The sequence below is a fragment of the Simiduia agarivorans SA1 = DSM 21679 genome (assembly GCF_000305785.2).
Classification (GTDB): Bacteria; Pseudomonadota; Gammaproteobacteria; order Pseudomonadales; family Cellvibrionaceae; genus Simiduia; species Simiduia agarivorans.
Window position 1 is genome coordinate 968,571 of the sequence record NC_018868.3, and the last position, 13,906, is coordinate 982,476.

10 protein-coding genes are annotated in these 13,906 nt (G+C 52.3%); all 10 read left to right on the forward strand.

Features of this window, described 5'->3' with window-relative positions; all coding sequences use genetic code 11:
* Positions 1–293 precede the first annotated feature (293 nt).
* The 10 genes from tagH (at position 294) to tssC (M5M_RS04430) (ending at position 13,905) form a co-directional block, all read left to right on the forward strand.
* Entirely contained in the window at positions 294–1,868 is a 1,575-nt protein-coding gene (tagH, locus tag M5M_RS19310; protein WP_015046260.1) for a type VI secretion system-associated FHA domain protein TagH, read from the forward strand.
* A gap of 19 nt (positions 1,869–1,887) precedes the next feature.
* Entirely contained in the window at positions 1,888–2,391 is a 504-nt protein-coding gene (gene tssJ, locus M5M_RS04390) for a type VI secretion system lipoprotein TssJ (protein WP_016389216.1), read from the forward strand.
* A 42-nt stretch (positions 2,392–2,433) separates the two neighbouring features.
* Positions 2,434–3,759, forward strand: coding sequence for a type VI secretion system baseplate subunit TssK (tssK, locus tag M5M_RS04395; RefSeq protein ID WP_244431060.1), 1,326 nt, complete (start codon positions 2,434–2,436; stop codon positions 3,757–3,759).
* A gap of 3 nt (positions 3,760–3,762) precedes the next feature.
* A complete protein-coding gene (icmH, locus tag M5M_RS04400) occupies positions 3,763–4,584 on the forward strand; it encodes a type IVB secretion system protein IcmH/DotU (RefSeq protein WP_015046263.1) in 822 nt (273 codons plus the stop codon).
* Positions 4,585–4,610: 26 nt separating this feature from the next.
* The gene (tssM, locus tag M5M_RS04405; protein WP_015046264.1) at positions 4,611–8,147 is read left to right on the forward strand and encodes a type VI secretion system membrane subunit TssM; all 3,537 of its coding nucleotides are present in this window, start codon (positions 4,611–4,613) and stop codon (positions 8,145–8,147) included.
* The gene (tagF, locus tag M5M_RS19315) at positions 8,144–8,806 is read left to right on the forward strand and encodes a type VI secretion system-associated protein TagF (RefSeq protein ID WP_015046265.1); all 663 of its coding nucleotides are present in this window, start codon (positions 8,144–8,146) and stop codon (positions 8,804–8,806) included. The genes tssM and tagF overlap by 4 nt, the downstream gene beginning before the upstream one ends.
* 225 nt (positions 8,807–9,031) lie before the next feature.
* Positions 9,032–10,273 carry a type VI secretion system protein TssA gene (tssA, locus tag M5M_RS04415; protein WP_015046266.1) on the forward strand — a complete coding sequence of 414 codons (1,242 nt, stop codon included), beginning with the start codon at positions 9,032–9,034 and terminating at the stop codon, positions 10,271–10,273.
* Positions 10,274–10,321: 48 nt separating this feature from the next.
* The gene (gene tssB / locus M5M_RS04420; RefSeq protein ID WP_015046267.1) at positions 10,322–10,840 is read left to right on the forward strand and encodes a type VI secretion system contractile sheath small subunit; all 519 of its coding nucleotides are present in this window, start codon (positions 10,322–10,324) and stop codon (positions 10,838–10,840) included.
* A 2-nt stretch (positions 10,841–10,842) separates the two neighbouring features.
* Positions 10,843–12,330, forward strand: a complete 1,488-nt coding sequence (gene tssC, locus M5M_RS04425) for a type VI secretion system contractile sheath large subunit (protein ID WP_015046268.1) — start codon at positions 10,843–10,845, stop codon at positions 12,328–12,330.
* A gap of 63 nt (positions 12,331–12,393) precedes the next feature.
* Positions 12,394–13,905, forward strand: a complete 1,512-nt coding sequence (tssC, locus tag M5M_RS04430; protein WP_015046269.1) for a type VI secretion system contractile sheath large subunit — start codon at positions 12,394–12,396, stop codon at positions 13,903–13,905.
* Position 13,906: the final 1 nt, after the last annotated feature.

Here is a 13,906-nt window from a genome sequence, read left to right on the forward strand (position 1 = left end):
CGCATATTTCATTGGTACGAGTGTACCTTGCATGCGTAAACCGGGTGACCGGCAGGATTCTACTTGAATCGCCAAACGCCTACCAAGAAAGACTGATTTTTAATTACTCAATAAATACGCATGTACCAAGTTGAGTTTTTTTTGATCTGCTTCTACCACGATTGATTAACGCTTTCGGGAAAACAACTACTAAAGCACGAACCCCTGCGTTAGAATCCGACGCCTCTCAGCTGGTAAAACTGGCTGCTCGTTGCAGACAATACTGCTCGACAAAAATGTGACACGGTAGACAAATGGATTTAATACTGACGATCATCGCCGATCCCGACGGCACCAACATGATAAACCACACCAAGGTATTCACTCAGTCCGGTGGCGCCATAGGACGGGCGGATAAAAATGATTGGATTCTGCCCGACCCAGGTCGCATAGTCTCATCCCAACATGCTGCCATCAGCTTCAAAGATGCTCACTACTGGCTTACAGACACAAGCACTAACGGGCTCTTTCTGAACGATGGTACCACCCCTCTTGGGCCAGGCGCGCCGCATAAAATGGTAGATGGCGATATCTTCGCAATGGGTGAATACAAGGTGCGTGTCAGCATACGCCCGCCGAAACACGACCCTAACCACATTCCCGATGGTCTTGGAACGGTTGACTTTTTAGATGAATCAGACAAAACGCAATTCAGCGCGGGCATGGCAGGAGCCCTCACCGCACAAAAGCAAGCGAGCCAATTTGACGACCTGCTAGATTCACCGTCAACGCCAGCACATAGTCAATCTCAACAATGGGGCTTTGTTAATCAGGAAGAGGCCAGCACACCAAGCCATGAGGCAATAAGTGACCCAATGGCCTTATTCAGCTCCCCAACGCCCACACCAGGAAACTCGGATTGGGACGATGACTGGTGGAAAGAAGGCAGCACTGCCGACAATGCGGTGGCGACTTCACACGCAGTTCAGACACCGCACATCGTTAAGCCCGTCCCGCAGCCGTCGTCCCCACCTGCCGCCATACCAACAAGCGCTTTGCAGGCCGCCGCCGGGCGGCAACCCATGACCGGACAATCGATGGAACACAGCCAGGCTGCCACACTCAGCCAGGAAGCCAACCCTTTTGCGGCGTCGCGCCAATTACTTGATGGTGCCGCGCCGCCCCCTACCCAACCGGTGCCGCCAGCAAAACCTGTTCAGCAGTCATCCGCCCCGGTAACCACAAATCCGCAAGCCAGCCAGGCCCAGCGAAAAGTGGCAGACGCTGGCGCTGCGGTGAGTATCGCGCAGGCACTTGGGCTCACCGATCTACCCGCTGCCGCTCAAGTCAATATTCCGACCCATGCAGTCGGCATTATCCGGGAGACGGTAAATCGGCTTATTGATTTACTCAGAGCCCGTAACACCATTAAAAATGAACTGCGCGTTCAGCGCACGATGATTCAGACCACCGACAATAACCCGTTAAAATTTTCGGCCAATGAAGATGACGCCCTGAGAACACTTTTCGGTCAGAACACGTCAGCATTTCTAAGCCCGGTTGCTGCAGTTCAAGACAGCTTCGACGATCTATCAGATCATCAGGTGGCTGTCCTGGCAGGAACACGGGCGGCCTACAAAGCAATGCTCAATCATTTTGCACCTGATCGACTGGCATCGCGTTTTGGTCAATCCGGATCGCTTTTGGCCAGTAAAGGCGCCAAAAACTGGGCAGCCTATTGCGAACACTACAAAGAACTTTTGCGCGACACAGAGACCACGTACGACGACCTGTTTGGCGAGGAGTTTGCTGCTGCTTACGAAAAGCAGCTGACCGACCTTAAAAACGCACGCGCATTGTCTAAACGCAATCGCAGTACATCCGCATAAACAACGTCGAGAGCAACCTATGAAAAATATCGCTCGCCTACTTTTATCAGCAGGCATCTCGTTAATAACAGTTTTGATCGTGTCGGGCTGTCAAACCACCCGCGAAACGCTCAACTTGGACACTAACGCAGAGGTCCACTTATACGCAGGTGAGCATATAAACCCAGACCAGGACAGCCGTGCCTCACCACTGGTTATCCGACTTTTCAAACTGGCGGATGATCGTCAATTTGGCCGGGAAGATTTTTTAAACCTTTATGAAAACGCGGAAAATCGATTAGGTAAGGATCTACTGGATACGATTGTGCTTAAGGAATTGGCGCCTGGTGAGCACCGCGTTGAAAACCTGTCTCTGACCCCTGAAGTGGCCTACATTGGCGTTCTCGCTGAGTTCGTCCAATACCAGGACGCCAGCGCAGTAACTATATTCCCGATCACGGCACATACTAGCAACGAAATTCATCTGCAAATTGAAAAACTCGCGCTGAAAGCTGGTAAACCCATCAAAAAATCTCGTCGATAACACCCTGCCACAACCGGTAAATAAGGAAATTATATGTCGGCAATGAATAAAGTTATCTGGTCGGAGGGAATGTTTCTCAGGCCACAGCACTTTCAGCAACAGGATCGTTACTGGGAGCGATTTATTGAAGGTCGATTAGCCAGCTTCACGGAGCACAGCTGGGGCATACACAGCCTGAGCATCGATGCCGAACCATTGACGTTAGGCAAGCTGTCATTGACTGAAATTAAAGCAGTGTTTCCGGATGGCACCCCTTACCTGGCACCGGATATAGAAATGCCGCCACCGATTCTGGAGATTCCCGACAATACTCAGGATCTCACCATATTCCTTTGCGTTCCCCTAAAACGTCCGGGCAGCCAGGACTCTATTCGCTCAGAGGAAGACTTGCCACAGGCACGTTATCAGACATACAACTACGACATCCGCAACAGCACCTCGCAGTCGAGCGAACCAGCCCGGATTCAGATTGGCAAGCTCCGGGTCTGCCTGAAAACCGGCAACGACGATTTGAGCGGTTATGCCAGCATTCCGGTCGCACGCGTTATAGAACGAATGCCGGACAAGCCGGTAAAGCTGGACCGGGATTTTATCCCGCCGGTGGTCCGTTGCAGTGCATCGCTCAATCTCAATAGCTACCTACAAGAGGTGGCCGGCCTGCTCAAACAAAGGGGTGACGCACTGGGAAACCGACTGGCGGATAGCGGCCGCGCCGGAAGCGCGGAGATTGCTGACTATATGTTACTGCAGGTAATTAACCGATTTGAACCGCAAATCCGGCAGTTTATCGACGAGGATCACCTGCACCCCTATAACCTCTACACGAGCCTGATTCAATTGGCTGGCGAGTTAGCAACCTTCACCGCCAGCGAAAAACGTGCACCTCAACTGTCGCCGTACAGGCATGACGATCTGCGCAGCACTTATGGCGATCTGTTTGGCGCTTTGCGTCAGTCGCTCAGCACAGTTTTGGAACAAACTGCAACGCCGCTCGCGCTGGTTGAACGGAAATACGGAATACATGTCGCCCCCATCACTGATCCTTCAATGATGGTGAGCAGCTCATTTGTACTGGCAGTCAAAGCTGATGTCCAAACTGAGCTGCTTCGGTCACGCTTCCCAACTCAGGCCAAGATTGCACCCGTTGAAACCATTCGGGAATTAATTACAACACAGATGCCCGGCGTGAAGATACGCGCACTACCGGTGGCGCCAAGACAAATTCCGTACCATGCAGGCTTTATCTATTTTGAGCTGGAAAAATCAGGGGCTGTCTGGCAGAGCTTCCAACGTTCAGGTGGATTCGCAGTTCATCTGGGGGCGAACTTCCCTGGACTGGCAATGGAACTCTGGGCGATAAGGAACTAAGTCATGCAACAAGACCGTACTATCATGGTGCCCACGCCCGGTGCACGCAAAGGCTCAGCACCCAGACCGCAATCCTATGCCGGCACACCTTTGGCCGAACGGGTTCATATTCGCAAAGGTCTTAATCCATTGGTGAATACTGCAACCACATTACTCGCAGTGGCTACCAAACTTCGTACGACCCCACAGCATTCAGATGTCCCTGATCTGCACCGTAAACTGACCGAAGAACTCAAAGACTTTGAACAAAGGGCCCGGGCACAGGGGTGCGCAGAGGAATCCGTCGTTACCGCTCGTTACTTGCTCTGCACGCTGGTGGACGAAATCGTCCTCAATACACCATGGGGCGCCAATAGCGGGTGGAGCCAACACTCATTGCTCAGCCTGTTTCACCACGAAACTTTCGGTGGCGAGAAGTGCTTTTCCATCCTGACGCGATTACTGGAAAGCCCTGGGCGAAACCTGGATCTTCTGGAATTATTTTATCTTTGCCTGAGCCTTGGATTTGAAGGTAAATATCGCCTGGCACCTCGTGGTCACGAGCAACTGGAACAGGTAAGAGACAACCTATACCAGACGCTGGAAAACCAACGACCATTTCCAGAGCAAGATCTATCCCCTCACTGGGAAACAGACACCGTTAAACCCAAATACCGGTTTGATCTTATCCCGTTGTGGGTCATTGCAGCTACCTTCGGCGCAATACTACTGCTTAGCTACTCCGGCCTGCGGTGGTGGCTGCATGACACTACGCATCCAGTTGCGGCAGATATCGAAAGCCGGATAGCACTGGATTCAACCATTATTAACCAACAACCACAGTAAAAATTCTGGGCACAAGGGAGATTGGCATGAAACGCCTGGCGGACTTTTTTACCCATAAATGGACTTTGGGGATACTGGGATTGCTCGCGCTGTCCTGCGTTGTTTGGTTTGGTGCTGACTACATCAAATTCGGAGAGGACAACCACACATTAAGCAGTACGACGCGAATCGCGATTATCGGGGTCTGCTGGCTGATATGGATTGTCTGGCAAATAGCCACTCTGGTACTCGAGCGTCGTCAGAATGACGCACTCATAGCGTCTATTCAGGAAGAGCCGGAGAGCGTATCCCCCGATGAAGAGCGCAGCCGCGAAGAGTTAGAGACCATTGCCCAGCGGTTCCGCGAAGCAATGGTGACCCTCAAAAAAGCACGCTTCAAAAAGGGAGGCCGGGCCCTTAGCCTTTATCAACTTCCCTGGTATATCATCATCGGCCCGCCGGGTGCCGGCAAAACCACAGCCCTGATAAATTCCGGCCTGGAATTCCCACTCGCCAAACAATCCGATCAAAAACCCCTGGCAGGCGTTGGCGGCACCCGTAACTGCGATTGGTGGTTTACCAACGATGCCGTGCTGATCGATACGGCCGGCCGATACACAACCCAGGACAGCCATCGCGCCATCGACAACACTGCATGGCGAGCGTTTATAGACCTGCTTAAAAGACATCGTCGCCGGCGGCCGATTAATGGCGCAATCCTCGCGATCAGCCTGCAAGACCTGATGGTCCAGACTGCTGAGCAACGCACTCACCAAGCTAAAACGCTGCGCACACGTATTAACGAGCTGCATCAGGAGTTTGGTATCCGGTTCCCCATTTATCTTACCTTTACCAAATGTGATTTAGTCGCTGGATTCGCCGAGTTTTTTTCCAACCTATCGCAGGCCGAGCGAGAGCAGGTATGGGGCGTAAGTTTCCCCTACTCCACAGACGCAGATGTTGATCAAGCCATCGCCGGGTTCAGCGGAGAATTTGATCTGTTGATTGAACGCCTAAACCAACGGGTACTGTGGCGGGTTCAGCAGGAGCGAAATCTGGACCGCAGAGCAGTACTGCAGGCATTTCCTGCACGCATGGAGGCGTTATCGGAAGTTATCAGCGAATTTGTGAAGCAGACTTTTGCGGGCAATCGTTATGACACACAACCGCTACTGCGTGGTGTTTACTTCACCAGTGCAACACAGGAAGGCTCCCCTATTGATCGGATGATGGCCAGCGTCTCCGCCAATTTTGGCCTTGATCGTGACATGGGCAAGGTCCAAAACAATTCCGGCAAAAGCTTTTTCCTGCACCGACTCCTTAAGCACATCATATTCCCAGAATCGGAACTGGTTGGCGTAAACAAGAAAATCGAAACCTCGCTCTTGTGGGGCAGAAGAGCCGCCATGGCAGCATTAACGCTGGCGACCGCCGGCACATTGCTACTGTGGTCCGGAAGCCTCGCTCAGAATAAAATCAAGATGGCCGAAGTCAGCCAGGCCACCGACGCGTTTCAGACATTGGAACCCGCCCTTCGCCAAGCTACCCCTGACCTGGAAACCGTCGCCAAAGCATTTGAACATCTCGCACATGCATCCAGTGTTTATGACCAGGACGATCATCCCTGGCTGCAAAATCTTGGGCTTTACGATCCCAGTGTAGATCACGCTGCCGACCGCCTCTACAGCGCCAAACTGAGAGAGTATTTCTATCCGTTACTGGCCAAAACCCTTGCTGCAAAGGTTCGCGAAGATCAGTATAAAGACGCCGAACTTATCGACAGTCTGAAGCTCTATCTTATGTTATTCGACAGCGAACGACGGGATTTGGCTGCGATCGGTGAAAAAACCAACAAACTCTGGACCGAACAACTTACCGGCAAAGCAACGGTACTTAAGGCGTTGAATACGCATTTATTGAAAGCGCTTCAGGAGCCAGTGCCACAGGACTTCGTATCGGACACACGACTGGTACAACAGAGCCGACGCCAATTGGCTCGGATGCCGGTGGCGCAGCGTATCTTCGGCCGCCTCGAATCTGGCAACCTTGGCCAGACGGAGGTTTCCATTACAGAAGCCCTCGGCCTTGGCTCACCAGAGGACCTGGGACTTGATAGCAACAGCGAAAGCGCTCGCATCCCCCTGCTCTACACTAAAGCGAGCTACAAAGAGCTGGACTTCACGGCCGAATCCCCTCTCCTGGACCAGTTGGATCAGGACCGCTGGATCTACGGTGGGAATCTCGCAAGCCAGGATCTGACCGAAACCGATAGAGAGCAGATCATTGGTCAGGTCAAAAAACGTTACATGACTCGCTATGCAGACGAATGGAACAAGCTACTGGCGGCGGTACAATTAACTCGCCTTAATTCAACTCACCAGGCAATTGACTTGCTCGACCAGTGGGCCGATCCGATATCCTCGCCCTTACTCGCGCTGATCCAAATTACTGCCGAGAATACTGAGCTTACACCAAGTCTGGATTTGGACATCAACACGGGTGCGGCAGCAAGAATAGCGGGTGGGCGGGCTGCCACCGTGGCTAGCCTGGGTGGTCAGGCACTGGGCTCCTTAGCATCCAGACTTCCGCCTACGCCGGTTGATCTGCAATTCGACGAGATACACCGCCTAGTAAAGACCGCTGATAATCGACCCGCGAAAATTCAGGATTACCTCGCAGCGCTGGATGAATTGAAAGAGTTTCTGATGGAAATTGACAGTGCTCCTGACTCCAACGAAGCCGCGTTCGTGGCAGCGAAAGCGCGGTTTGGCAACGGTGGCGGCGGCCAAATCAAGCAACTCAGGGTAAAAGCGCAAGGCGCTCCAGAGCCACTGAACCTATGGATAAACGCCATTGCCGATCAGACATGGGGCCTTCTACTTGCGAAAACGAAATTGCATATAGATCAGATTTGGCACGAGCAAGTATTCAGCAGCTATCGCAGTAATTTACAGGGGCGCTACCCCATGGCTTCTCATGTAGAATTTGAAACACCCGTCGGTGAATTCAATCGTTATTTCAAACCTGGCGGGATAGAACAACAATTTGTGAATAGCTACCTGTCCCACTTTATCGATGTTCGCCGTTGGACCGTGAAAAGTCTTGAAGGCCAATCACTCAAAATTTCCAATAAAAGCCTGCGACAATTCAGGCAGGCCGATGATATTCGACGCGCCTATTTTTCTGGCGGCCCGAACGCGAGCATGCAATTCAAAATTGAGCCCACAAAGCTTGACTCAGGTGTTCGCTTATTTGCACTTGAGCTAGGCGAAAACCGGGTGAATTACTCCCATGGCCCACGCACACTCAAGCCCATGAAGTGGACAGGTGGCGAAGACATGCGGGTCAGGGTTATCTTTGAAGATCTCAATGAAACGGTGCACCGCAAGCACTACGAAGGCGACTGGTCGTGGCTTAGATTGCTGGATGACTCACATATCGATGAGACCGGCAACAAAAGCATTAAACATATCGTGTTTGAGGAAAATGGGCGCCGTGCCGAATTTCGCCTGGTTGCCAACACTGGCGTCAATCCATTCGATCGTCAACTTCTGAAAAATTACGACTGCCCACAGTACCTGTGAAAAAATTAGCTTTTGGTTTATACGGGAAACTACCCGCGCACGGCGACTTCATTGAGCGCAACCTGCAGAGCCAGTTCATTCGTCACTGGGATGACTGGTTGCAGCGCGCGATCAGCGACAGCAGGGACCAACTCGGCGAAAACTGGTTGGACAACTACCTCACCAGCCCCATGTGGCGATTTTCCCTAGGCCAGGGCATTATCGATGCCAACAGCTGGATCGGTCTGCTGGTACCAAGCGTGGATTCTGTAGGTCGGTACTTTCCATTGACCATAGCAACAACGGTCCCAGCTGATCAGGATCCATTTTCCCTGCTGATCAACAATGCCGTGGCGTTTGAAACGATTGAGCAAACGGCAATTGATGCACTGCAGCAGGGGCTGAGTGTTGACGAACTATGGGAACGCCTCGATAACGCCGTGCCACCGCTGTCCCCTGCGCCTTACACTTCGAGCTTTTTCGAACAGTCTCAACTGCTTGTGAGCAACCAGAACAGTCTACGGGCAGCAGCATCGGGTTTGCTTTATGGCCTGGCACGATGCAGCTTTTCCAGCACAAGCTATTGGTACGCAAGTACAGATGAAGTGACAGAATTTATTTCATCACGCCTTCCTGAAGGGGAATATTTTTCATCAATGCTAACCGGTCACTGGCGATAAATGCGACGCACAGCACGCAAAAATTCACGATGAGAACGAGTGTACCAACTCGGGTCGCGGGGCGCCTGAAAAATAGCCGCTTTTACTGAAAATACTTCTAAAGAATTAATACAGCGTGTAGTCTAGCGCCCTGCGATGGAGAGTCACCGCAACGGACAAAATTCCAACAAGGACGAATGGACACGCTGGAAAACTGACGCCAGCCATCTTCGAAGGAAACGATTTATGTCTATGGAGCACGTAATAGATCTCGACAGTTTGCTCACGCCCATCAGTGAGAACGAGCCTCAAGGTTCAGATTTACGCGCAGATCGCTCGCCCAACTCCCTTTACTATGCCATCAAAGACGCGCGTAACAACGCCCGCGCGGCTGAACGCTCAGCTATGTTTGATGAAGACGTAGATCTGATGTCCCCCTGGAAGCAGGTCGCTGACCTGGCCCCCGCAATTCTCCGCGAAACAAGTAAGGATCTGGAGGTAAGTTGCTGGTACACCGAGGCATTGATCCGCCTGCACGGTTTAAGCGGCCTGCGCGACGGCTTACAACTGATCAAAAAGCTGATCGAAGATCATTGGGAGGGCCTCTATCCGCAACCCGATGAGGATGGGATAGAAACTAAGGTCGCCCCCTTAACCGGCCTCAATGGCGATGGCGGTGAAGGCACGCTGCTCGCGCCACTCAGAAACATGCCGATTACACTGGAAGAAGCCGGAGGCGCTTTTTCACTGTGGCAATACCAGCAAGCGCGTGATGCGGATCGCATTGTGGATGAGGACGAAAAAGTCAGTCGTTTTGACAGCCTCGGTTATAGCCTGAAGAGTATCAGCGATACCATCGCCGCCACCGCTGTGCCGCAAGCAGTCAGTGTGGTCGAAACTCTCGAAGAATGTCTTGACCTGTTCAAATCCTCACAGGCTTTACTGCGCAGCCACTGCGACCATGAGGCGCCGCCCAGCTCAAATATTTCCAACTTACTGGAAGAGCTTCTGCGCACGGCGCGATTCATCTACAAAGAAAAACTCGAAGCCGCACAGGTAGCACAGGAAGCGACCCAAAATGCTGCTGCAGAAAGCGAAAGTGCGGACGCAGCCGGCACAAGCGGATTACCCGTCACGGGCATTAGCGCCCCTTCCGGTGCCATCAGCGACCGTGAAGATGCTCTTAAGCGTCTGGAAACCGTTGCCGAGTACTTCCGACGTTATGAACCACACTCCCCCATTGGCCCTGGGCTTGAGCGGCTGGCAACATGGGGCCGTATGACCGTCGCGGAACTCATGATGGAGCTCCTGCCAGAAGATTCGGCCAAAGGTATTTTTTCTCAACTCACCGGGGTCAAACTCGATGGGTCAGATACGGCAACTTATATCGCTCCGCCCAAAGCGGCTGCGCCCCAAGCTGCCAACCCACCCAGTCAGGCGGCACCTGCTGCCGAAGCTGAACAAAACGAAGCAAGTATGGGCTGGTAGCCTGAATAACGTTTAACGCTCTCTATCTTCAGGAAAGGAGATCCAAGTATGTCAGAAAGTATTCACAATAAACTGAAGCGTGTACGCAAGCCACGCGTTCATATCACCTACGACGTAGAGACCAATGGCGCAGAAGTCAAAAAAGAACTGCCTTTTGTAGTTGGTGTAATGGGCGACTACTCAGGAGACAACGCCGAGTCCCGCAAAGCGTTGAAAGACCGTAAGTTTGTTCAAATTGATCGCGACAACTTCAACGAAGCCATGGCCAAGGTCAACCCAAAGCTTGAACTCCAGGTGGAAAACACGCTGGCCGGCGATGGCAGCAAAATGGGCGTCAACCTGGACTTCAAAAGCATGGATAGCTTCAGCCCAGAAGCCATTGTCGACCAGGTGGAGCCTTTAAAACAGTTACTGGAGGCTCGCAATAAACTGCGGGACCTGCTGAGCAAAGCTGATCGATCCGAAGAGCTTGAAAAGGTGTTGGAAGAAATCCTTAAGAACGCCGATAACGTTACTGACATTTCCAAAGAGCTTGGCATTTCTGAAGAGGCCGAAAAGGGAGAGTAAGAATGAGCACTGAAGCCGTAGTTGAAAATGCAGCCGCTGAGGAAGCGGGCTCCGCCAGTTTGCTTGAGCAAGCACTCAGCCATACCAAACAGACGTCTCGCGAAGAAGCGCAAGACCTGCTCTCAAACCTGACCAAGCAGGTCATGCAGGGCACCGTTACCTGGGATAAGAATCTCACTAAAACCATTACCGCAGCCGTCTATGCCATCGACGTGGCCATGTCCAAACAGCTGTCCGCCATTCTGCACCAGGAAAAACTCCAAAAGCTGGAAGGTTCCTGGCGCGGCCTGAATCATCTTGTGATGAATAGCGAAACAGGCAAGACACTCAAAATTCGTATGCTTAACCTGTCAAAGCGCGAGCTGTTCCGCGATCTGGACAAGGCCGTTGAGTTTGATCAAAGCCAGATTTTCAAAAAGATGTACGAGGAAGAGTTCGGCACGGCTGGCGGTGAGCCCTATGGTGCCATGATCGGGGACTTTGAATTCAGCAATCACCCCGAAGACATCGAACTCCTGACCAAAATGTCCAATGTTGCAGCTGCCGGTTTCTGCCCATTCATTTCGGCCGCAGGCGCAGAGATGATGGGTTTTGACAGCTTCACCGAACTGTCCAAACCACGTGACCTGGGTGCGATCTTTGAGTCGGCTGAATACATCAAATGGCGCTCATTCCGCGACAGCGATGACTCGCGCTTTGTTACTCTGGTAATGCCGCGGGTATTATCCCGCCTGCCATATGGCGCTTCTACCAAGCCGGTGGAATCATTCAATTTTGAGGAGTTTGATCAGGATGCGTCAGGCATGTCCAAGGCTGCCGAGCACGATCAATACTGTTGGATGAATGCGGCCTACGTTATGGGAGCAACACTCACCAAAGCGTTTGCAGAAAACTCCTGGTGTACCGCTATTCGCGGTGCAGAAGGTGGCGGCAAGGTCGAAGGCCTGCCTACCCATCTGTTCAAAAGCGACGATGGCGATACAGATATCAAGTGTCCAACTGAAATTGGTATTACCGATCGCCGTGAAGCCGAGCTGTCTGCGCAAGGGTTCCTGCCACTGTGTCACTACAAAAACACTGACTACTCGGTTTTCTTCGGCGCACAGACCGCCCAGAAGCCAAAGAAATATGACAACCCTGATGCTACGGCCAATGCGTCCATTTCAGCACGCCTGCCCTACCTGATGGCCACTTCCCGTATAGCCCATTACCTGAAAGTAATGGCACGGGACAAAGTTGGCTCATTCATGGAGGCAAGCGACTGCGAGCGTTGGCTCAACAAATGGATCGCGCAATATACAAACTCCAACCCTGAAGCTTCTGCCGAAATGAAAGCCAAATATCCATTGGCCGAGGCAAGAGTGGAGGTCAAAGAGATTCCTGGCCAGCCAGGCTCATACAGCGCTGTTGCCTACCTTAAACCATGGTTGCAAATGGAAGAGCTGACCACCTCCATGCGTATGGTAGCCAATATTCCAACGCCAAGCTAAAGCATTCACCCCGGCGCACCTGCGCCGGGGTTGCTTCACCACCCAGTTCCCAGGATTGGAACCTTGTCTGCACTTACCGACGCCATAGACGCCAGCAAAGGCCAGCTTGCCCGTAGGGACGACATTCGCATCGGCCTTCACCCTGACCAGCTGAGCAGGTTTCTGGCAACGGAAAACAGTCGTGACGCATTCACCCATTGGCTTGCAGTCTGCCCTCCCGGTTACCGTGGCGCACGTCTACGGAACTACCTCAATGCACAAATTGCCCAGATAGACGAATTGATTTGCGAGCAACTGAACGCGATCATCCATCATGGACGCTTTCAGGCACTGGAGGCACGTTGGCTTGGCCTTTGGCAGCAAGTAGATGCCAGTGGGATAGCCGAGAACATCAAAATCAAGCTACTGGACGTGAGTTGGCGAGAATTGGTCAGGGATATAGAGCGCGCCCCTGACATTGATCAGTCAGCACTTTTTCATCTGGTGTACAACCTCGAATTTGGCACCCCGGGTGGAGAGCCATTTGGCGTGTTACTGGGTGACTACGAGGTTAGCCATAAACCAGATGCAGACCACCCTCACGACGACATTGCGACACTGCAGGGCATTAGTCGCACAGCGGCTGCCGCGTTCGCGCCATTTATATGCGGAGCGTCACCCAGGCTATTCGGACTTGATAGCTTTCAGGCTCTGGGCCAGGCAATCAACATCAGCTCAGTATTTGAACACAAAGAATACACCCGGTGGCACGCCATGCGTAGTCAGGATGACACCCGATTCATCGCGCTTGCCTTACCCAAGGTATTGATGCGAAGGCCATACAACAGAAAGTTCCAGTCTTTTCGCGGCATCCGGTTTCAGGAGTATCATCAGGCCCATAGCACCGACTACCTTTGGGGCAACGCCTGCTTTGCTATCGGAACCGTACTGATTCGGGAATTTGCGGAAGTGGGTTGGTTCTCGCACATCCGTGGAGTCGCCAGAGATTATCACGGTGGCGGACTGGTGAGTCGTTTTCCGTGCGAGACCTTTGCCACGGATACACATCCGGCAAGAGTCCGTATGAATACGCAGGTGCTGATAACGGATTTTCAGGAACGAGAGCTCACAGAACACGGGTTAATCAGCCTATGCCACTGTTACGACACACCCTATTCGGCTTTCAATGCCATGCCTTCACTTCAGGCACCAAAACGATTTAACCACAAATCGGCGGACGCCAATGCCAGAATAAGCGCGATGTTACAGCAAGTAATGTGTGCATCACGTTTTGCCCAATACATAAAGGTAATGATCCGTGACAAGGTGGGCGCCTACATTAGAGCAGACGAGTGCGAACGCCTGTTACAGCAGTGGCTGGATCGCTATACCACCGGGCGTGATGATCTGTCGTGGGAAATGCTTGCGCGTTATCCATTGCGGGAGGCGAGAGTCGAAGTACACGAAGAACCCGGCAATCCGGGCATTTACCAAAGCGTCATTCACCTAAAAACCCACTACAACGTCGACCAACTGGTTTCCGAATTAAGACTGACTACATCTTTGTCAGCGGGATCTGTAGGTACAGTAAAGTAAC

Excerpts from the sequence above, each read along its gene's own strand:
- tagH (WP_015046260.1), top strand. The coding sequence starts at position 294 with ATGGATTTAATACTGACGATCATCGCCGATCCCGACGGCACCAACATG.
- tssA (WP_015046266.1), top strand. The coding sequence starts at position 9,032 with ATGTCTATGGAGCACGTAATAGATCTCGACAGTTTGCTCACGCCCATC.
- tssC (WP_015046268.1), top strand. The coding sequence starts at position 10,843 with ATGAGCACTGAAGCCGTAGTTGAAAATGCAGCCGCTGAGGAAGCGGGC.
- tssJ (WP_016389216.1), top strand. The coding sequence starts at position 1,888 with ATGAAAAATATCGCTCGCCTACTTTTATCAGCAGGCATCTCGTTAATA.
- tssM (WP_015046264.1), top strand. The coding sequence starts at position 4,611 with ATGAAACGCCTGGCGGACTTTTTTACCCATAAATGGACTTTGGGGATA.
- icmH (WP_015046263.1), top strand. The coding sequence starts at position 3,763 with ATGCAACAAGACCGTACTATCATGGTGCCCACGCCCGGTGCACGCAAA.
- tssB (WP_015046267.1), top strand. The coding sequence starts at position 10,322 with ATGTCAGAAAGTATTCACAATAAACTGAAGCGTGTACGCAAGCCACGC.
- tssK (WP_244431060.1), top strand. The coding sequence starts at position 2,434 with ATGAATAAAGTTATCTGGTCGGAGGGAATGTTTCTCAGGCCACAGCAC.